Genomic DNA, 18,480 nt, shown 5'->3' with positions numbered 1-18,480 from the left:
AAATTTTACCGCTTTTTATTTATAAATCTTCCAAGGTACCCTGTTTCATCGCATATATTTCCATACTGTCGCCTAGTTTAAAAATTTTGCTTATTGACGAAACAATGCGCCAAAGTATTCCGTTCTTTTTTAACGGAAAAAATAATTTAAACCGCTCCGGATGATGCCCTATCGAAACCGTTTTTAAAATTTTAAAGCCGTATCTTTCAAGCTGGCTTTTAACGGTAACGGAATCCCAAATGGAGTAATGGTCCGTCGGACTTTGAGCAAAGAATTTTTCGGGAGAAAATTTCCCGGTAACGCCTGAAAGATTCGGTGTAGAAAATGCGAAAATTCCTCCCGGCATTAAAAGCGAATTTACCCTTTTGAGAACCGAATCCAAATCCTGAAAGTGCTCTATAACAAACCACATTGTAACGGCGGCGAAGGTTCCGTTTTCTATAGGTACCGAAATTCTATCATAGCCTGAGCCCGTTATTCTCTTTTTATAGAAGAATTCAAAAGATGAAGGCAGGGCGGGAAATGCCGAAACAAAGGCCGGTAATTTTAAAGTATTTTTTACATATTCTACTGCGGCTTCGGAAATATCCGTACCTACGGCCTGCCAAAGGGAATACTTTGCGGCTGAAATAAAGGGCCCGTAAGCGCAGCCTATATCCAAAAGTTTTTTTCCGTTATCGAAAATATTATAAGTGCGTTTTTTATAAAAAATATCTATATAAAGTTTATCGATTATTTCCATACGGCGTAGGCCTTGCCGTCTGATGGATTCAAAATCTTCCAAATAAGTTTTTCCGTACTGGGCCTTGTATTCATCAAAAAAATAACTTTTAGTGTACTTTTTCGGTTTACTTATTATAAATGAAAGATAGTACATTCCGCATTTATTGCATCTGGCAACGGTTCTGTCCGGAGTACGTGCCGTAATTTCGTAGCTGTTGTTTGTTTCTTTCGGAAAATCGTTTCCCGATTCTTCCTCTCCGCAAATGGGGCAGCAATATTTTCTTCCGTAAGATAGATTTTCTATAAGCTGCGGCAGGAATTTGGGTTTGGATTCCGGCGTTATTATAGAAGGTGTTTTTATACCGCGAGAAAAAGCCGATGCAAAGCCGCTTGCCGAAGGGATTCCCGGCGGCATTGTGGTAAAACCCGCCGAAAGCCCGAGCTTATAATGATACTCCGTAGGAGAAACCAAAAGAACATAACAGCCGGCAGCAAGGGCTTCAAATGCGGTAAAGCCGTAATGTGTAACTACCAAGTCCCATTCATATAACCGTTCGCGTAAATTTTCTATTTGCGAATGAGTTTTTATTTTCCCTTCGCATTTTTTTATATCTTCGAAAGTTAAATTAATGTCAACGGCGGTAACATCGAAATTAAGCGAAGCTAAAACTTTGGCTGAGGGTAAGGCCATTCTGTAAGAATTTTCTCCGCCGCAAACGACAAGTACCTTTGTTTTTTGAGGATTTAAATGAATACGTTTCCCGATTAAAGAAAAATCTTTTACGGTAATTTTTTTTCGTTTTAAAGGGAGAGGAATAAAGGCCGGAGAAAAAATATTTGCCCTCTTTTCAACATCGCATTCATTTTGATTTCCGGTATTTAATGACGGAAGTATATCCAGGATAAAATCCGCCATAGACCTTCCGGAGCCGCCCTCATCGATGACGGTAACGGGACCGCATTGCCTAAATTTCGTCATTTCTTCCGATGAAGTTCTGAATCTGTCTAAAACTACTAATGCCGCATGCTCAGGTATTTCTCTCGTTATTATATCGTAAGGAATCGTACTTAAAATTTGTTTGGAAAAATTTGGCGCATCTTTTTCGGGGATATAAACCAGACATCTTACCTTTCCCGAAAGAGATGTCATAATATCGCAAACCCTTCGTAAATGACCGCTTCCCCTGCCTGCAATTACCGAAGGACAAAAGACTACAAGCCTGTTTACAAAGTCGGCCGCATTGATAATATCATTGGGCAAAAAAGGCTCTTCTTTTTTATGAAGCTTTAGATACTTTATCATTTGTTTTGCTTTTTCGTAATCGTCCGCCGTATCTATGGTAGTATGTATATTTGGAAAATACCAATTGGAAGGAGCGGCCTCACGCACACATCTATAAATATCCGAATGTCTATAAATTGAAGGGCCTACATGTTCTCTTTCATAAGAATCGGAGGAAAGTTTTCCCCTTTGCAAAAGAGTATCGGCTTTTAATATTTCTATGCCTGAACCTACGGGAAGGCCCGTATATGTAAAATAATCCGGCTCTCCCAATTCATAATAGCGCCTCATAGAAGAAGAGGCGGCCTGTACAAATAAAAAAGGATTGTCTGCCGTAACGCGGACAACCATTTTTATTTTTTTGTTTCCTGCGGAAGAATTTATAAATTCTATTGCATTGCAAAACCGTTTTAACACATCATCTTCAGGTCCTTCAACGCAAGTATACCCCAGAATATCGGCAATAGGTTTAAATTCTTTTTTTGAATTTACATCGCATGCCAAAATAAAATGCTCTGCCGGAAGCTCCCGCATTGCATTTAATACTCTATAAAGAATAGGTTTTCCGCCTAAATCAAGCAGGGCTTTACGGAATAACCGCTTGGAATTAAGTCTTGCCTGAACAATTACGGCGGAACCTTCGTACAATCCTATCATATTGACGGCTCCCAATTTGAAATAAGCTCTGAAGGTGAAACCGTAAATTTATATCTGTTTACGTTAACCCACAGGCTTACATGTTTAAAATATTTATATGCCTTAAAAATATTTAATCCTGACTGTTTTGCGTAATGGAAAAAACGCTTGCCCGGTAAATACATTCCGTTTTTTCCAAAAGCGGGGGCAAGATTTTTTAAATAAAAAGTCATATAAGAATTATCGGCGGAAATATCTTCTATAGGAAAATCCCCAGTATATTTTATTTTAAGTATATTAAAAATCATAATTTCGTTTCCGCAAAGATGTGCCCTGAAACAAAAATCCAAATTTTGCCAATACGGATTTTTAATGGTATAATCAAAGCCCCCGGCTTCTATAAATTTTAAGCGGTTATAAATTCCCGTAAAGTCGGACATATAAATTGTTTTGGTAAAATCTTTTTTGCATAAAAACTGTTCGGTGGAGAATTCCTTTCCCATAAGAGAGGGGACATTTTGTATCGGCATAGCCGAATTTTTTGAGCTTATTAAAAAAGGAGCTGCACATATAATTTGTTTTTCTTCAAGCTTTTCAATTAAATTTTCAAAATGAAGCACTGAGGGCAAAACCATATCGTTCCAAATAACTAAAACATAATCGGAAAACACTTCCGAAATGCCGAGGTTAATCATTTCTCCTGCCGATACTTCTTCGGAAGGTACGATAAATTTTACCTCAGGGAATTGGGTTGAAAGTGTTTCAAGTTCAAAACTGCGGGTTGAATTTTCTACAAACACAATTGAAGTTAAACCCATCGAAATTAAGTTTTGAAACAGAGAAGCTAAATAATATCTTGCACCGCGGTTAAGCACTACTACGGAAATTTTTTCTTCCGTTGTCCCTGCGTTTTTTCCCAATATAGTATACGGAATTTTATGTTCGTTAAAAATTGTAGGTATAGTATTCATCGCAAAATTCGCATAAGCCTCCGTACTTGCAAGTTAAATGTTCTTTATAAATTTTAAAAGCGTTTGCTCTAATTGAATCAAAACTGTCCGTAAAAGCGTTACCTAAAATATTTTTACGGTAAATATCTTCTTTACAAAGAGGAACGCTGCCGTCGGATAAAATATACATATCCCGTTTTATGTGCCAGCACGGATTCCTGTCAAGCGGAGAAAGGTCCGCAACGCGTTTATCTTCCAAAACATTACAAAACGTATCGAACTTTTGAATTATTACGTTTACGTTTAATTCCTTCCAAAATCTGTAAAAAGGCTCCGTTTCAATTTCGTTTTCGTTCATACGTACAATTTGTGCAAAAACGGAATCGGGGAAAATTTTATTTAATGTGTCGGTAAATGTTACCGCCTGTTTAAGTTTTATATTAGCTTCGTCTTCTTTAAGCGAATGAATTTTTGCATACATTAAAGAGCTTACGGCATCAATGCACACAATCCAATAAATACTTTTCATAGAATTTTTACGCGGAGAAGAAGAGCTTACAACAGCTTGTATTTTTTTCGTTACGGCTTCGGTCCAATGAAGACCGCTTGTTTCAATTAAAACGGAAAGTTTGGGATACGATAAAATTTTTTCTATTATTTCTTCAATGCCGGGGTATAAAGAAGGCTCTCCTAAAATCGAAAGCGAAATTACGGCGTCATCGGAATAGTTTGCAATTTTTTCAATTAAAGAAAGGGCTTTTTCTTTTTGCATAAGAGTTTTTTCTTGCGGGATACGCGGCTTATAAATTGAAGCGGCTTCAATTTGCGGGACAAGCTCAAGCGAATAGTATGCAGGCAGGGTAAAAAGGGCTTCAGTATTTTGTAAAATTAAATCGGAATAATTTTCGGAATTTATTTTTGAAAAACGGCTGCATAAAAGAGAGTTTCGTTTTGTATCCGAAGCAAAGCGTAATCTGAGATGTCTTAAATCCGCAGGAGCGATTAGGGTTTCTATATCGTAATTGTTAATATCTTTTTTTATCGTTTCAAAAATAAAATTCCGCTCAATATCAAAGTCCGAACATGTTTTATCTTTAGATACTTCGGCAAGAATTTTACAAAGCCCGGAGGCAAGGATTTCAGGTGCAAGGCCTTCAGGGTAGCCGTCTACAAAGCTGTATTCCGCACGGTACTCAATATGGTTTTCAAACAATTTTTCGGTTAATTTTAAATCAATACAGGGTAAATCGGCGTATAAAAAAAATGCATGTTCCAATTCCGTATCGGTTTCGGCAAACCGAACCGCTGCGGAAAACACGGTATGAGGTTTAAAATCGTTTAAAACGGTAAGCCGGTATTCAACCGGATTTAAATTTACAAGTTTTAACAAGGAAGAAATTTTTTCTTTGTTATCCGGGGAGGCTAAAATCAATAACTTTCCGCAATTCGGAAAGGCCGCCGCATCGGTACATACCTTTAAAAAAGGTGTAATACCCGCATCATTTTTTATAAGAGCATATTCCGAAATATTATATGCGCATAAAACCGAAAAAGACTTCATACGATAAATATCGGCAAAAAAACAAACATCATAAACGGGAGCTCCTTAATTGCGGTATTTTTCGGCGGCTTTTAAAACCTTTTCTTTTGAAGGATATAGTTGTACGCTCTCTCTTTGTATCCAGCCCGTTCCAAGGTTTATCCAAAGTTCCTGTTCATCTTTGTTTTTTACTATTTTCAATCCTTCGACGGGAAAAATATCGAGACGGCGGGCATGCGCTATAGCTATACCGTCTTCTCCCGGTTTGTCGCGTAAGGAAACGTAAGTTTCAATTATAAGGGCAAAGCGGTTTGCATCGTTCATAGCCGAATCGGAAGGAAGGTCTACTTCTTTCAGCCTTTCCTTTTTACTGCAAGAACAAAGAGATAAAAAAAATAAGATAAATAAAAGACTTTTTAAGTTTTTCATTTTGCCGTGTCAGCAGTTTTTATTTAAAGGAAAATAAATCTTGAAAAGAGCAGGTGAGAACCGGCTGCAAATAAACACGCATAGGCTATTATTTCGTCATAATTTTTTAAAATATTAAAAAAGTCGGGCAAAGTTTTGGTATTGGGCAAAGATTCCAAATAGCGGCCTAAAAATACCGCCGAGCCCGCCAAGCCCGCAACGACGGGAATAAAATCCCCTAAAATGATTATATTTGTTCCGACAGGGGTTAAAAGTTTTGAAATCGCCGTAAAGCCCGAAAAAATCGTTATTAAAAGTAAAAAGGTCGATTCGCGCATAAACGGAAAAGGAATTTCCTTATCGGCAGGTTCGTCCCCTTTTTTTGTCTTATCGAAAAAAGCGAGAATAAGCCCCATAATCAGATTTGTTGCTATAGAAAGAAAATAAAACGGTAACATTTGCCCTCCTTGAGGTTATTAAAATTTTAAGCGAGGCTTAAAACCTCATTTACAAGTATAAGAAGTTTTAAGTAAAAAATCAAGTAATACGGCCGATTTGTTAAAATATATATCAAACTATGTTTAAATACCGTTTTTTTATCGATTTTTTTACTTAAATTTAAAAAAAATCAGCTTATAGGGCTTGACAAAAAAATAACTGAGTAATAGAATATTTTTAAAGTATAGAGTAAAAGAGTTTGACTACCGATTTTATACAAAATACATGTGTGGAATAACGATATTTTAATTTATACTTAAAAAAAATAAGTCTGCAAGGGAGAGGTTTACCTTACAGCAAAGGAGAAAAAAAATGAAAAACCTGGCAAAAATTTTATTTGTAGGATTGGCTGCATTGCTAATCGCATCTTGCTCAACTGTTCTTCCTGTAGCGGGAGCAACAGGACGAGTCGGCTCCAAAACAGGTGAAGCTACACAAAAATTTGTTTTTGGATTCCCTCTGAAAGGTGAAGGCGGAATTTACCAAGCCGCCAAAAACGGAGGTATTACAAATGTAGGAACTGTTGATATTCGTATCGATTATCCTGCAAGCCCCGCTTTAGCGGCTTTTTATTTTGTTGTTACAACAGTTGTACACGGTGAATAGTTAAAGCCGTACCGCCCGATATTTTCGGGCGGTACTTTTTTTAAGACTAAAATGAAAAAACGGTATTTTATTTTAACTGCCTTTTCAGTTATTTCTTTGTTATTGTCCTCCTGTACAACGGCAGGTTCCGGTAGAATTAGGGTAATGACTTCTTATATGGAAAACTCCTATATGAAGTATTATATAAGACCCGGTAAAATGCTTTCCGCAGATTTTAAAATCGATAAAGCTTTTGTTAATATAGATTTCAGTTATCAAAAAGATACACATGTGTATGTTTCAGATGCTTATACGAATTTTACTTTAAACTATAAAACGTCATTATATATTAAAGAGGCTTCTTTTTTGCTTGCGAATAACGAAACGGTTAATTTATTAAATATTAAAACTCTCGACAGAAATGTAAATGAAAACTATATACGCGTTTCTACAATCCTCAAAAAAGAAAATTTACAAAACGTTTTGGAAGCTCTTGCCGAACAAACCGCCTTATTGGAAGTTACCTTGGAAGACGGGACAAAAAAAAGGTTTACCTCAACTTCGGATTTATCGGAAAGAATTAAAGAAGCTTTTGCAAAGTAAATTTTTTATAAAACCGGTTTTAAAAAGGACCGGTTTTATTCTCCCAACAACTCTTTTATTATTTCATTATAAGTTTTATCGTAGTAAAGCAGTCCGTAAATGACGCTTGCCGAAAGTATATTCCTTCCGTATCCTCTGGTTTCCGCATATTCCAAACTTTCCAAAAATAAATCAATAGGCAGTTTATCCGATTTATTCAGCCAGCGTTTTACGGCATTAGGTCCCGCATTATATGCAAAAACTGCATGCATAATTTTGCCTCCGTTTCTGCGCATTATATCTGCAAAATAAAAAGCTCCCATACGGATATTAGTGTCAGGTTCATTTAAGTCGTAGTTTTTAAGTTTTAAGCGGCGGGCAATATCCGCTGCGGTAGGTTTCATAAGCTGTGCAAGTCCTATTGCACCGGCATGTGAAACGACTTGAGGTTTAAAATAACTTTCGCTGCGTAAAAGGGCAAAGAGCACATACTCGGGTATATTGTATTCCGTTGCATATTTTCGTACCGATTCGAAAAAAGGTCTGGGGTAAATAAGTTTTAAGTCCTCAAGTGAAAATTTTTCTCCTTCCGAATTTACGGCAAAGGTTATAACGGACATTGAATCGGGATAAAGCCCGTTTTTTGCCAAGATATCGGAAAATTCCGCCGCTTCATTTACTTTTATTTGCGGGTAAATTTGTAAAATTGTCTTATAAATTCTGCCGTAAAGCTTATATTTTATAAGACCTCTTAAAATCTTTATTGCCTGTTCCGAAGAAAAATCCGGGTTTTGATTTCGCTTAATTTTTCTGTTGTAAAGAGAATTTATAAGAAATTCGGAATCGGACGGCGTATAATTTAAACGGTATGCCGCTAAAGCTTTGTAGTAAAATCCGTTATGCGGTTGTGTCAAAATATTTGTGTAAAGCTTTTTACCTTCTTCTTCAGGCATATTTAAAAAACGGGCCGATATGTAAGCGTTTCTTGCCCGCGCTTCAAGAAGATTTGTTTTTTTTAAAGCCTCTTCAAAGAGAATCAATCGTTTTTTATCTTCCATGGCGAGAAGCTTCATACATGCGTATGCCGTAAAATTTTCATAAGAATAAGCATTTTTCCATAACGGTGCGGAGCTGCAAAGCTCTTCAAAAAAACTGTAAAAGTTTTTATTTTTTAATACGTCTAAAACATACCAAAGAGCGTTATCATAATCCGAAGGGCTCGGAGCATATTCAGCCGCTTTTTTAAAAAGCTGTAAGGCTTTTTCCGTATATTCTTTTTTACCTGTTTTTAAATTTAATCTTGCGGCATAAAATGCAAGCATATATTTTTCGGTTAAAAGATTTTTTGTTTCTGGAGTATTATTGAAAACATTTGTTTCAACGGAAAGTAATTTTTTTTCAAACAGGGCGGCGGCTTCGGTGTAGCCGGCGGCGCCTTCCGAGCCGTATAAGGCGCTTTTTCCCGCATCCGATAAAATATTTCTGTTTTTTAAATAAGGTAAAAGCTCCGGGTTTTCGATAAGCGGTTTAAAAATTTCCCAAGCGGCTTGATACTGCTTATTAAAAAGTAAGATTCTTCCTTGAGTTATTTTAATAAAGCCGGTATTTTTGGTATCCCTGTAGTTTTGCTTAAGGGTGTTAAAAACTTTTATCATTTCATCGTCAATACCGACGGAGGCAAAATAATCTTCAATTGAAATATTTAAAAGTTTTTCCGCTTCTTTAAAGTTATTAAGGAGAATAAGGAGTCTATATTTGTCGGCTGTAATCTTTTCTTTTTTTTCTTTTGACGGCTTTTCATCTTTTAAGCGCTCTTCAAGTATTTTTAGTTTTTCTTCGTTTGAACAAAGCCGGTAAAGTTCATCCAGACTTAATTCGTTGTAGGGGTAGGGGGAATGTTTCGCAGCATATTCAAAATAGGTTTTTGAAACGGGGGCGTATTCATCGCCGCCGTCTTTTAAATAAAGTCCCGTATAATACACAGACCCCTCGTCCGTATTTTGCAGCTTTTTTAAAGATTTATTTGTAGGAGCTGAAACTTGAGAAAAATTACCTGTAAAAAGTGAGTCTATCAATCGGCTTTCGCTTTCCGTATCATATTTCCCCGCACATGAAACTGAGCTTATGCAGGCGGTAAATAAAAAAAACGCAGCCGTACGTTTAAAACCGTTTTTTTTTATAAGTCCTCCGATAAATTAACCCGTCCTTATTTTAAATTCGGCAAGGACGGGCTTACCGTCTTTTTTATTTAGGCGGAATATCTATGTATGTTCCCGAAATAATTAAATTCGGATTTTTTATTTTGTTATGGTTCGCAATTTTTTTATAAAGCCACGGAGTTTTATAAAATGACTCCGATAAATCCCAAAGAGTATCTCCCCATTTTATTTTATATCTTACGCTTCCGTCCGCATTAACCTTCGGCGTTTTTTGTTTTTTTGCAGCTTCCTGAGCTTCTTTTTCCGCCTGCCGTTTCGCTTCTGCGGCGGCACTTTCTTCCGCTTTACGTTTCGCTTCCATAGCAGCCGCTTCTTCTTCAGCTTTACGCTTAGCCTCGGCCGCTGCGGCTTCTTCTTCAGCCTTCCTTTTTGCTTCTGCAGCAGCTTTTTCGGAAGTATCTTCTTTAGGCGGAACGGAGGTTGTGGAATTCATATCGGTTTTTTTTACGGTTTCGGTACTTTCCGCTACGGTATTTGAAGAAGCAAGTATGTTTTTGTCCATAAACGGGATTTTTTTTGTTAAAAGTAAAATTGCAAAAACAAGGGCTCCGATACAAAGTATAATTAAAAGTATGATTACCCATAACGGAAATTTCTTTTTTTCTTTTATTTCCTCCGTTTTTTCCGTTTCTTCAAATACCGAATAATCGGTTTCCGATTCCGGAATAATAATATCTTCTCCGTTAAGGTCTTCACCTACGGAACCGCCCATAGAAGATAAATCGAAGTCGGGCACGTCGAATGTATCTTCGTTAAGCGTTTTAAGCGATACTTTAAGGGATTGTTTGGAACCCGAGCCTTCATCAACGGCTTCCGCTGAAAGATTTTTTTCTTCGTCAAGTTTAATTTTTAAACTTATCGTAGGCTCTCCTGCCGCGCCGTCCGAAATTTCTTCGACTATGAGGGAACCTATGTATTCAGGTTCGCTCTCTTCACTTTTTTTAAATAAATTTATTTGAACGCTTCCTTGATTTTCCCTTACCGTAGTAAGCTCGATAACATGTTCCGATGATGCATTTTCATCAAGAATCGGAAAAAACGTTCCGTCTGCAAGTTTTATTCCTATTTTAGAAGTCATTGGAATTCCTCCTTTGTCTATTTTAAACACAAAATCGTTTCTTGTCAATCGCCTGAAAGGCGGGTTTGATATTTTAGAGTTTACCGGCAAAAATCGGCCTTTGGCGGTTTATAAATTTTATCAAAAGATTTATTCCACTTGAAAAGAAAAAGTTTCCGTTTTTTCATTGCCTATTATATCTCTTGCATTTATGGAAAGGTCAACCTTACCGGTGGTAAGATTGATTTTACCCAAGTACATAAATCCTTTTTTTTGATATAAGGCTTTTGCGGTTAACTTCGTATTTTGCAGATATATGCCGTCTTTACCGCTTAAAAGTACTTCAAAAAAGATAATTTCGGTATTTATTCCGTTTATGAAAATACTTACACGGTATGGAGCCAAAGGTGCGCCGTTTTTTTCCGTTTTGTCGATTATAGATGCGTATAAGTCGTAAGAACCCTTTTTTACGGTTTTTGCTTACCGAAAGATTTACGGGTTGCCTTCCTTCGGATATTAAAACCGTATTTTGTATTTGCGGCGGTATTTCATCTTTTGCAGAAGGAATTAAAAGAGGAAGAGGATTTATAAATGCATTATTTGTAGTGTCCAATACTTGAAAAATTAAAGAATTGGGTTCGCTCCATGCGGAACTTCCGGTCTGTCCTATTACGGAGCCCGTATCTATTACGGCCCCTTCCGTAAAAATAAGTCTATCGGTTAAATTTCCGTAAACCGTTTGCATTTCGTCATCATGTATAAAGATTGCGGTGTTGCCCAATGTACACGGAAAGGTGTGATTATCGTCTTTTTCTTCCATAGTTATTAAATGTTTGCCGTAATTTGCGATGCGGACTGTTCCGGCATCTTTAAATGTAATACCGTTGGAAAATTCGCCGTACGCTTCTTCGGCCTGTCCGAAGAGGGTAAGAAAATTAACGGTATCGGTAGGCCAAGACAGCGTATATGCGGAAAAAAAAGTTATGCAAAAAAGAAAACCTTGTAAAATATTTTTTTTCATTTTATTCCTCTTATTTCGAGAGCCGTAATTTTTGTATCCGTTCCCAAATATATTTTATCTTCATCTTGAATTAAAAATGTATGTTTTGAGTTAAATTTTGTTTTTCCGATTATAAAATCGGGAGGGTTTATTGCAATTAAAGTACATTCTTTTTCATTTTGCAATAATACCGTCAAAAGACCCGTTTTCAAGTTGGAACCTATATCGGCTATATTTCCGTTTTCGTTTAAAAAAATCGTTTTTAATTTTTTAAAATCGGCTATTCCTATTCCGTCGGCTGATTCAAAAACGGCAAAATTTCCGGTTAAATCGAAATTTATAAACAGGCGTTTGTATGAATTGTTTTTTAAATATGTATGATGTACTATTTTGTAATGGGAGCCTGTTATATTTATCAAAATAAGTCTTTGTTTTTCCGCTCCGCATATACAGACCGCTTTTTTTCCGTCTTCGGAAATTGCAGCTCCTAAAATAATCTGGTACTTACTTCCTCCGGGAAAAAACGAAAAAACGGTATTGCCGGAATTATCCAAGCAAACGAATTTTCCGTCGGAATATCCTATAACCGTTCCCTCCGAAGAACAGTTAAACGCCGTAATTACGGCTGTGTGAGCATATTTCCATATTTTGTTTCCATGTATATCATATTTGCAAACTGAATTTCCCCCCGGCTCAAATAAATAAATTCTGTCTTTATCAAGATGTACATATCCCGGACTGTTTACGGTTAAAAGTTTTTTCCCTTCCGGAGAGTAGATATCTGCGGATAATGGTTTATTGGAATATTTTGTCCAAAAAACCGAGGAAGCGCTCATTCTTTCATTAAAATTTTCAGTGCGCAAAATCGTTCCGTCTTCCGAAAAAAAACCGAAACGTTTTTCCGCAGTGAATAAAAATGTTTTTTTTCCTTCAAAGTTTTTTTCTTCAATTCCGCCGTCCGCATTTCCTGCGGAAGTATGCTCTTCATTTATTTCGGCCGCCCAAATCGGTATAAGATGAATCTCATGTCCCGTATTGCGTACGGCTATAAATGTATACATAATAATAAAAAATATCGACAATATAAAAATAAATTTGTTTTTACCTTTAAATAACATATAAAATATGATATACTCTTTTTATGGAAATTTCAAGTGAATTGACTGATTTATTCGATATTGCCCTAAAAACTTCGGGTAATGCGTATGTTCCCTACTCAAAATTTCATGTGGGAGCAGCTTTGTTGTTGGAAGACGGTTCTATAATAACCGGTGTAAATGTAGAAAACCGTTCTTACGGTCTTACGAATTGTGCGGAACGTACCGCAATTTTTAAGGCGGTTTCGGAAGGTAAAACCGGGTTTAAGGCTTTGGCTATTGCAACGCCCGATGCCGATTATCCTGTAAGCCCATGCGGAGCATGCCGTCAAGTTATTTCGGAATTTATGGCGGAAAACACTCCCATAGTTTTCGGTTCGTGCAGGGAAAATTTGGTTTTGACGAATGTTAAAGAAGTCTATCCGTTTGATGCCTTACATGAATTAAAAAAATGACCCGTAGACGATTCGAACGTCCGACCTGCTGCTTAGGAGGCAGCCGCTCTATCCTACTGAGCTAACGGATCAAAAAAGCCGACTGTAGAATATTACACCAAATCGGTTAAAAATGCAAGAGGCGGGGGAAGGTTTTACGAATTTATATTTTCGCAATAAAAACTTCCCCTGTACTTTCCCTCCCTTTTTTGCTATACTTCAAGTCGATGAAATTTACGATTTTAGTTATTGATGACGAAAAAAACATACGCGAAGGGCTTGCAATGGCCTTGGAAGATGAGGGTTATGAGGTAGTAACCGCAGATAACGGAAAAACTGGCTTGGAAAAGGCTCTTAAAGAAGAAGCCGACCTTGTAATTACCGATTTAAAAATGCCTGAAATAAGCGGTGAAGAGGTTTTACGTCAAGTTATTACAAAAACACCCGGTGTTCCGGTAATCGTTCTTACGGGGCACGGAACCGTTGAAACCGCCGTGGAAGCTATGCGTATAGGAGCTTACGATTTTTTAACAAAACCCTTGGATTTGGAACGTCTATTTCTTTTGGTAAAACGGGCATTGCAAAACAGGGAGCTGGTTTTACAGCACAGAGCCTTATTACATGCAATGGAAAAAAAACAGAGCTTTGAAAATATTATAGGAAAAAGCTCTATAATGGAAAAAGTTTTTCAGGATATAAAAAAAGTGGCACCTTCAAAGGCGAGCGTGCTTATTACGGGCGAAACCGGAGTAGGCAAGGAGCTTATCGCCAGAGCAATTCATAATTTGTCGGGAAGAAAAGATAAACCCTTCGTGCAAGTACATTGCGCTTCTTTTGCCGAGTCTCTTTTGGAATCGGAGCTTTTCGGACACGAAAAGGGCGCTTTTACGGGAGCGGTACAGCGTACACGCGGCAGGTTTGAAACGGCGAACGGCGGAACTCTTATGCTTGATGAAATAGGTGAAATTAATCAAATGATTCAAGTAAAACTTTTACGCGTACTTCAGGAAAAAACTTTTGAACGTGTGGGCGGAAGCGAAACTTTAAATGTAGATGTAAGAATAATCGCCGCAACGAACCGCAATTTGGAGGAAGAAATAAAAAACGGTAATTTCCGTGAAGACTTATACTTTAGATTAAATGTAGTTCATATTCATGTACCGTCTTTGAGGGAAAGAAAAGAGGATATTCCGCTTTTAGCCGCCTCATTTATAAAAGAATTTGCAAAAGAAAATGAAAAAAAAATAGACGGAATAGAGCAGCGGGCAAGAACCGCTATTTATAATTATGACTGGCCGGGCAATATACGGCAGCTGCAAAACTGCATTCAAAGTGCGGTAGTTATGAGTTCCGATAATATGATTCACTTTGAAGATTTACCTGCCGCATTGCGTGAAAAGGCTGAAAGTTCTTCCATAGTTATTCCTATGGGCGTAAATATGGAAGAAGCTGAAAAACAGGTTATTCTTCAAACGCTTGCCGGTCAAAACGGAAATAAGACGAAAACGGCTGATATGTTGGGAATAGGAAGAAGAACCCTGCACCGCAAACTGGAAGAATATGAGGCGGAAATTGCAAAAGATACGGCGGAATTGTAATTTTTTTAAAAGCCGAACAGCACCGTCTACGGTTTTTATTTTTAATATCCGGTAACAATTTTTTTGATTATTATTAAAACAAATTCCGTTCAAGTTTTTCGCAATCCACTTCTGGGTCCTTTGTAGTTAAATAATCCGCCGTCTCAACTCCGTTTTTATAATAATCAAGCATTCCCTTGTTTTTTTCAAAAAAATGAGCTGCGGCAATTTTAAAAAATTCCATACAAACCCTTGCATCGTCTTCGGCACGGTGAGCACTTATTGCCTGAATGCCGAACTGCATTGCCAAGTTTTGAAGCGCATAACTTGAAAGACCGGGATAAACTTCGCGGGCAAAGGTTAGGGTATCGAAAACCTTGTTCGTCAACTTTGTTTTTCCGCACCGTTCAAGCTCGGCATTTATAAAACTTATATCAAAGCCCGCATTATGGGCTACAAGTACCGTATTCCGTATAAAATCCAAAAAATCGGGAAGTATTTGCGGGAATTTAGGCTTATCAGCAAGCATTTCATCGGTTATTTTGTTTACCGCTCCGGCTTCTTCCGGCATAGGTTTTTCCGGGTTTATTAACACATTATACCGTGCAATAATTCCGCGAGTATCGAATTTTACACAGCCTATTTCAACTACACGTTCATCTTTAGGGTTTATACCCGTAGTTTCCGTATCGAAGGCGGTAAAAACCGCCTTATCATATACGGCGCTAATCCAATCGTAAGAGCCCATTATGCGTTTAAAATTCCTTTAAAACATTTTTCGAATTCTTCAATCTTTTTATCGGAACATGCTTTTGCCGCGCTTACGGAAGATGTTACCTTTTCTGGGTGAATGATATAAATTTTAATTTTCGGTTCCGTACCGCTGGGGCGTACGCAAATTATACTTTCGTCTTCAAGATAATATTGAAGTACATTGCTTTTAGGTAAATCTATTGTTTCCGTTTGTAGGGGATTAACGGGATTGTATTCGCAGCTTTCCTGTACATCTCTGATTTTTTTTACTTTAACCGAAGCGATTTCGTTTAATTTTTTTTCCCTTACCTGTTTCATCATATTTTGCATTACGGTAAGACCTTCCGCTCCGGGGTACTGTAGGTTAACGGTTTTTTCTCCGTAAAACGAAAAATCCGTAAAAATTTCATTTAACCTGTCAAGAAGAGTTTTGCCCTTGCTTTTCCAATAAAGAGCCATCTCGGAGCAAATTGCCGAAGCCGCAATTCCGTCCTTATCCCTTATTTCCGTGCCGAAATTATAGCCGAAACTTTCTTCATAGCCGTAAATATAAGAATGAGAGCCTGAGTTAACCATTTTTTCCGCCATACCGCAAATCCATTTAAAACCTGTAAGGCATTCAAACGACTTAACTCCGTAAGAAGCTGCGATTAAATCGCTTAAGGGCGAGGTTACTATGGAGCGTACAACGGCAGGATTTTTAGGCATTTTGTCGTTCTCTTTTAAGGTCAAGCAAATATAATCCGTAAATAAGGCTCCCATTTGATTTCCGCTTATAAGCTGCATATTTCCGTTTTCGTCTTTAACCGCACAGGCAAAGCGGTCTGCGTCCGGGTCGGTTGCCATTAAAATATCGGCATTTTCTTTTTGTGCAAGTTCTATAGCCATTTTTAGGGCTTTCGGGTCTTCAGGATTGGGATAGCTTACTGTGGGAAAATTTCCGTCCGGGTCTCTTTGCTCGGGAACTGTAATTACCGTAAATCCCATTTCGCCTAAAACTTTTTCGACATGCATAGCCCCGGTTCCGTGAAGGGGAGTATATACTATTTTTACGGATTTCGACATTTCCTTAATAATTGCGGTACGGGTAATTTTAGTTTTAAGCATTGCCCAATATTTATCGTCTATTTCTTTATCGATGATTTTCAGTTTTCCCGATTTTAGGGCTTCTTCTTCATTCATCAATTTTACGGAAGAAACGGAGCCTACTTTTTCGATAATGCCGGAATCGTGAGGCGGCGTAATTTGAGCGCCGTCCGACCAGTATACCTTATAGCCGTTATATTCAGGCGGGTTGTGAGAGGCGGTTACTACTACACCCGTGTCGCAGCCTAATTCGCGTATTGCATAAGAAAGTTCCGGAGTAGGGCGCAGGGCGGAAAATAGATAACATCGTATTCCGTTTGCGGCAAAGATAAGAGCTGCGGTTTTTGCAAATACGTCGGAATATCTTCTTGAATCAAAGGCTATTACGGCACTTAAAGAACCTGAGGCTGCCTTGTCGGGTTTTGCCTGTATAAGATACTCGGCAAGTCCCTGAGTTGCCTTTTTTATAACGTAGGGGTTCATTCTGTTTGTACCGCCGCCTATAATACCTCTTAATCCCGCAGTTCCGAATTCGAGTTCCCTGTAAAAACGGTCGGTTAATTCTTTTTCATTTTTGTTTTGAATAAGCTCTTTAACTTCTTCAATAAATTTTTGTTCCGTTTCTTCGGAAATATATTTTTCCGCTCTTTTTAAAATTTCATTGTAATTCATAAAAACTCACCTCATACTGAGCCGATTTATCTTACTTTTTATCGGCCGATTTTTAACTTTAAGAGTATATCATAATTTCAGCTTATTTTCTATAGCGGGTTTAAAATGCTTTTTGCGTAAAAAACGCTCGTTGTTTTTTGCCTGAAAGGCTTTATGTTTGACTTCCGTCTTTATTTGTTTCCCAAATTTCGTTAAAATCGTCCGCAACGGTTTTGAATATTTCGATTATATTGGGGTCAAAATGCGAGCCGGAACCGTTTAAAATATTGGCAACGGTTTCGGTATGCGGCATACTTTCTTTATATGACCGCTTCATTCTTAGCGCATCGTAAACATCCGCTACGGCGACAATCCGTGCCGAAAGCGGAATCATATCGCCTGCAAGTCCGTAAGGATAGCCTGTTCCGTTCCATCGTTCATGGTGGCTTAATGCTATTTCTTTTGCCATGGGAATAGGGTAGGCGGCTAAAATAAGGGTACCGTTTATCGTATGCTCTTTCATAATTTTCCATTCTACGGGCGTAAGAGAGCCGTTTTTTTGTAAAATATAATCCGGAGTTCCTATTTTACCTATGTCATGAATTTGTGCTAAAGACGAAATATTATCAATAAAATCGGCATCTATCTGCTGGAAAAGATTTGTTTTAAACATAGCCTCGGCTAATATTTTAGAATAATGATTAAGTCTTTCGTTGTGAAACCCCGTGTCATTGTCTTTCAGTTTTGAAGCGTTTAAAAGACTGTTAAGCATATTTTTATAATGTTCAAAATAAACATCCGTTATATTTTCAAATATTACCCAATAACCGCTTAATAAACCCGTTTCAAATAGAGGAAATATATGGGTTTTTGTATACATAGTTTTATAATATTTGGTTTTGTGAATTAAAACTCCAGTCCACGAAAATCCGCTGTCGGGGTCTTTCAGTTTTTTCAGCAATGTATCCAAATCGTCTTTTTCCAATGTTTTACCGAATACATTAAAAAAAGATTCGTGTTTTAACGTATAGTAATTATAAAACATATCATGCACTATCGGGTTTATGTGTTTTATAATAAAATTTTTATCTAAGAGTATACAATTAATTATCGGACTGGCAAGTAAGTCCATCGCATTTTTAAAAACGGGAGTTAAATTTTCGTCCGATAAAGAAGTTTGAATATCGGTCTTATCAATAGGATTTTTTTCGGAAGTTTGTATAAAATCCGCTTGAGTAAGTTCCGTTACAGGTTCAACCGTATCAAGTTCTTCAATTTCGCCTATTTCATTAACTCCGTTAAGATTGTCAAGTTTTTCCGCATTCGGGGCATCGTGTTTTTCGGATTTTTTTCGTTTTTTTCTTTTGGATTTATGTGATTTCATATTTTATCCTCTTGCAGC

General features: G+C 37.4%; 17 protein-coding genes and 1 tRNA gene. 4 read left to right on the top strand and 14 right to left on the bottom strand.

Going from position 1 to position 18,480, the window contains the following annotated elements; genetic code table 11:
* Positions 1-19: 19 nt before the first annotated feature.
* From DYQ05_RS10605 to DYQ05_RS10585, 5 genes are read right to left on the bottom strand one after another with little or no spacing between them, the layout of a single operon-like run.
* Entirely contained in the window at positions 20-2,662 is a 2,643-nt protein-coding gene (locus DYQ05_RS10605; RefSeq protein WP_206183402.1) for a bifunctional glycosyltransferase/class I SAM-dependent methyltransferase, read from the bottom strand.
* Complete coding sequence (locus tag DYQ05_RS10600; RefSeq protein ID WP_020965998.1) at positions 2,659-3,612, bottom strand: glycosyltransferase family protein; 954 nt, start codon at positions 3,610-3,612, stop codon at positions 2,659-2,661. The genes DYQ05_RS10605 and DYQ05_RS10600 overlap by 4 nt, the downstream gene beginning before the upstream one ends.
* The gene (locus tag DYQ05_RS10595) at positions 3,587-5,152 is read right to left on the bottom strand and encodes a spiro-SPASM protein (RefSeq protein WP_206183401.1); all 1,566 of its coding nucleotides are present in this window, start codon (positions 5,150-5,152) and stop codon (positions 3,587-3,589) included. Before DYQ05_RS10595 ends, DYQ05_RS10600 begins: the two co-directional genes overlap by 26 nt.
* 45 nt (positions 5,153-5,197) lie before the next feature.
* On the bottom strand, positions 5,198-5,560 hold the full coding sequence (locus DYQ05_RS10590) for a hypothetical protein (protein ID WP_024468566.1): 363 nt from the start codon (positions 5,558-5,560) through the stop codon (positions 5,198-5,200).
* Positions 5,561-5,583: 23 nt separating this feature from the next.
* Positions 5,584-5,997, bottom strand: a complete 414-nt coding sequence (locus DYQ05_RS10585; RefSeq protein WP_194075631.1) for a hypothetical protein — start codon at positions 5,995-5,997, stop codon at positions 5,584-5,586.
* Between the two features lie 352 nt (positions 5,998-6,349).
* On the opposite strand from DYQ05_RS10585, the gene DYQ05_RS10580 reads away from it, so the two are divergent.
* Positions 6,350-6,643, top strand: a complete 294-nt coding sequence (locus DYQ05_RS10580) for a TRL domain-containing protein (protein WP_020965994.1) — start codon at positions 6,350-6,352, stop codon at positions 6,641-6,643.
* Positions 6,644-6,814: 171 nt separating this feature from the next.
* Positions 6,815-7,225, top strand: a complete 411-nt coding sequence (locus DYQ05_RS10575) for a hypothetical protein (protein ID WP_152513041.1) — start codon at positions 6,815-6,817, stop codon at positions 7,223-7,225.
* Between the two features lie 35 nt (positions 7,226-7,260).
* Here DYQ05_RS10575 and DYQ05_RS10570 read toward each other — a convergent pair whose 3' ends face one another.
* From DYQ05_RS10570 to DYQ05_RS10550, 5 genes are all read right to left on the bottom strand, one after another.
* Positions 7,261-9,384 (bottom strand): flagellar assembly lytic transglycosylase, encoded by a 2,124-nt coding sequence (locus DYQ05_RS10570; RefSeq protein WP_206184140.1) that lies wholly within the window; start codon positions 9,382-9,384, stop codon positions 7,261-7,263.
* A 64-nt stretch (positions 9,385-9,448) separates the two neighbouring features.
* Complete coding sequence (locus tag DYQ05_RS10565; RefSeq protein ID WP_206183400.1) at positions 9,449-10,501, bottom strand: LysM peptidoglycan-binding domain-containing protein; 1,053 nt, start codon at positions 10,499-10,501, stop codon at positions 9,449-9,451.
* A 129-nt stretch (positions 10,502-10,630) separates the two neighbouring features.
* A complete protein-coding gene (locus tag DYQ05_RS10560) occupies positions 10,631-10,915 on the bottom strand; it encodes a hypothetical protein (protein WP_493666650.1) in 285 nt (94 codons plus the stop codon).
* A complete protein-coding gene (locus tag DYQ05_RS10555; protein WP_206183398.1) occupies positions 10,824-11,501 on the bottom strand; it encodes a M23 family metallopeptidase in 678 nt (225 codons plus the stop codon). The genes DYQ05_RS10560 and DYQ05_RS10555 overlap by 92 nt, the downstream gene beginning before the upstream one ends.
* Positions 11,498-12,541, bottom strand: a complete 1,044-nt coding sequence (locus DYQ05_RS10550; protein WP_252723354.1) for a hypothetical protein — start codon at positions 12,539-12,541, stop codon at positions 11,498-11,500. The genes DYQ05_RS10555 and DYQ05_RS10550 overlap by 4 nt, the downstream gene beginning before the upstream one ends.
* Before the next feature lie 80 nt (positions 12,542-12,621).
* On the opposite strand from DYQ05_RS10550, the gene DYQ05_RS10545 reads away from it, so the two are divergent.
* On the top strand, positions 12,622-13,032 hold the full coding sequence (locus DYQ05_RS10545; RefSeq protein ID WP_020965988.1) for a cytidine deaminase: 411 nt from the start codon (positions 12,622-12,624) through the stop codon (positions 13,030-13,032).
* Here the strand turns inward: DYQ05_RS10545 and DYQ05_RS10540 are convergent.
* Positions 13,030-13,103 (bottom strand) — tRNA-Arg (locus DYQ05_RS10540). The genes DYQ05_RS10545 and DYQ05_RS10540 overlap by 3 nt on opposite strands.
* A gap of 135 nt (positions 13,104-13,238) precedes the next feature.
* Between DYQ05_RS10540 and DYQ05_RS10535 the strand changes: the two genes are divergently transcribed.
* The gene (locus DYQ05_RS10535; RefSeq protein ID WP_024466943.1) at positions 13,239-14,609 is read left to right on the top strand and encodes a sigma-54-dependent transcriptional regulator; all 1,371 of its coding nucleotides are present in this window, start codon (positions 13,239-13,241) and stop codon (positions 14,607-14,609) included.
* Positions 14,610-14,682: 73 nt separating this feature from the next.
* Here the strand turns inward: DYQ05_RS10535 and DYQ05_RS10530 are convergent, their stop codons facing one another.
* From DYQ05_RS10530 to DYQ05_RS10520, 3 genes are all read right to left on the bottom strand, one after another.
* Positions 14,683-15,336 (bottom strand): 3'-5' exonuclease, encoded by a 654-nt coding sequence (locus DYQ05_RS10530; RefSeq protein WP_020965985.1) that lies wholly within the window; start codon positions 15,334-15,336, stop codon positions 14,683-14,685.
* Positions 15,336-17,099 (bottom strand): phospho-sugar mutase, encoded by a 1,764-nt coding sequence (locus tag DYQ05_RS10525; RefSeq protein ID WP_024466944.1) that lies wholly within the window; start codon positions 17,097-17,099, stop codon positions 15,336-15,338. Before DYQ05_RS10525 ends, DYQ05_RS10530 begins: the two co-directional genes overlap by 1 nt.
* 151 nt (positions 17,100-17,250) lie before the next feature.
* On the bottom strand, positions 17,251-18,462 hold the full coding sequence (locus tag DYQ05_RS10520; protein ID WP_029409741.1) for an HD-GYP domain-containing protein: 1,212 nt from the start codon (positions 18,460-18,462) through the stop codon (positions 17,251-17,253).
* Positions 18,463-18,480 lie beyond the last annotated feature (18 nt).

The sequence above is a fragment of the Treponema pedis genome (genome assembly GCF_017161325.1).
In the GTDB taxonomy this organism is placed as follows: domain Bacteria; phylum Spirochaetota; class Spirochaetia; order Treponematales; family Treponemataceae; genus Treponema_B; species Treponema_B pedis.
The sequence above is the reverse complement of the archived record's forward strand: the minus strand, read 5'-3'. Positions and strand labels throughout refer to the sequence as shown.

Coding starts and splice junctions, on each gene's coding strand:
- DYQ05_RS10605 (WP_206183402.1), bottom strand. CDS start 2,662: ATGATAGGATTGTACGAAGGTTCCGCCGTAATTGTTCAGGCAAGACTT.
- DYQ05_RS10600 (WP_020965998.1), bottom strand. CDS start 3,612: ATGAATACTATACCTACAATTTTTAACGAACATAAAATTCCGTATACT.
- DYQ05_RS10595 (WP_206183401.1), bottom strand. CDS start 5,152: ATGAAGTCTTTTTCGGTTTTATGCGCATATAATATTTCGGAATATGCT.
- DYQ05_RS10590 (WP_024468566.1), bottom strand. CDS start 5,560: ATGAAAAACTTAAAAAGTCTTTTATTTATCTTATTTTTTTTATCTCTT.
- DYQ05_RS10585 (WP_194075631.1), bottom strand. CDS start 5,997: ATGTTACCGTTTTATTTTCTTTCTATAGCAACAAATCTGATTATGGGG.
- DYQ05_RS10580 (WP_020965994.1), top strand. CDS start 6,350: ATGAAAAACCTGGCAAAAATTTTATTTGTAGGATTGGCTGCATTGCTA.
- DYQ05_RS10575 (WP_152513041.1), top strand. CDS start 6,815: ATGAAGTATTATATAAGACCCGGTAAAATGCTTTCCGCAGATTTTAAA.
- DYQ05_RS10565 (WP_206183400.1), bottom strand. CDS start 10,501: ATGACTTCTAAAATAGGAATAAAACTTGCAGACGGAACGTTTTTTCCG.
- DYQ05_RS10555 (WP_206183398.1), bottom strand. CDS start 11,501: ATGAAAAAAAATATTTTACAAGGTTTTCTTTTTTGCATAACTTTTTTT.
- DYQ05_RS10550 (WP_252723354.1), bottom strand. CDS start 12,541: ATGTATACATTTATAGCCGTACGCAATACGGGACATGAGATTCATCTT.
- DYQ05_RS10545 (WP_020965988.1), top strand. CDS start 12,622: ATGGAAATTTCAAGTGAATTGACTGATTTATTCGATATTGCCCTAAAA.
- DYQ05_RS10535 (WP_024466943.1), top strand. CDS start 13,239: ATGAAATTTACGATTTTAGTTATTGATGACGAAAAAAACATACGCGAA.
- DYQ05_RS10530 (WP_020965985.1), bottom strand. CDS start 15,336: ATGGGCTCTTACGATTGGATTAGCGCCGTATATGATAAGGCGGTTTTT.
- DYQ05_RS10525 (WP_024466944.1), bottom strand. CDS start 17,099: ATGAATTACAATGAAATTTTAAAAAGAGCGGAAAAATATATTTCCGAA.
- DYQ05_RS10520 (WP_029409741.1), bottom strand. CDS start 18,462: ATGAAATCACATAAATCCAAAAGAAAAAAACGAAAAAAATCCGAAAAA.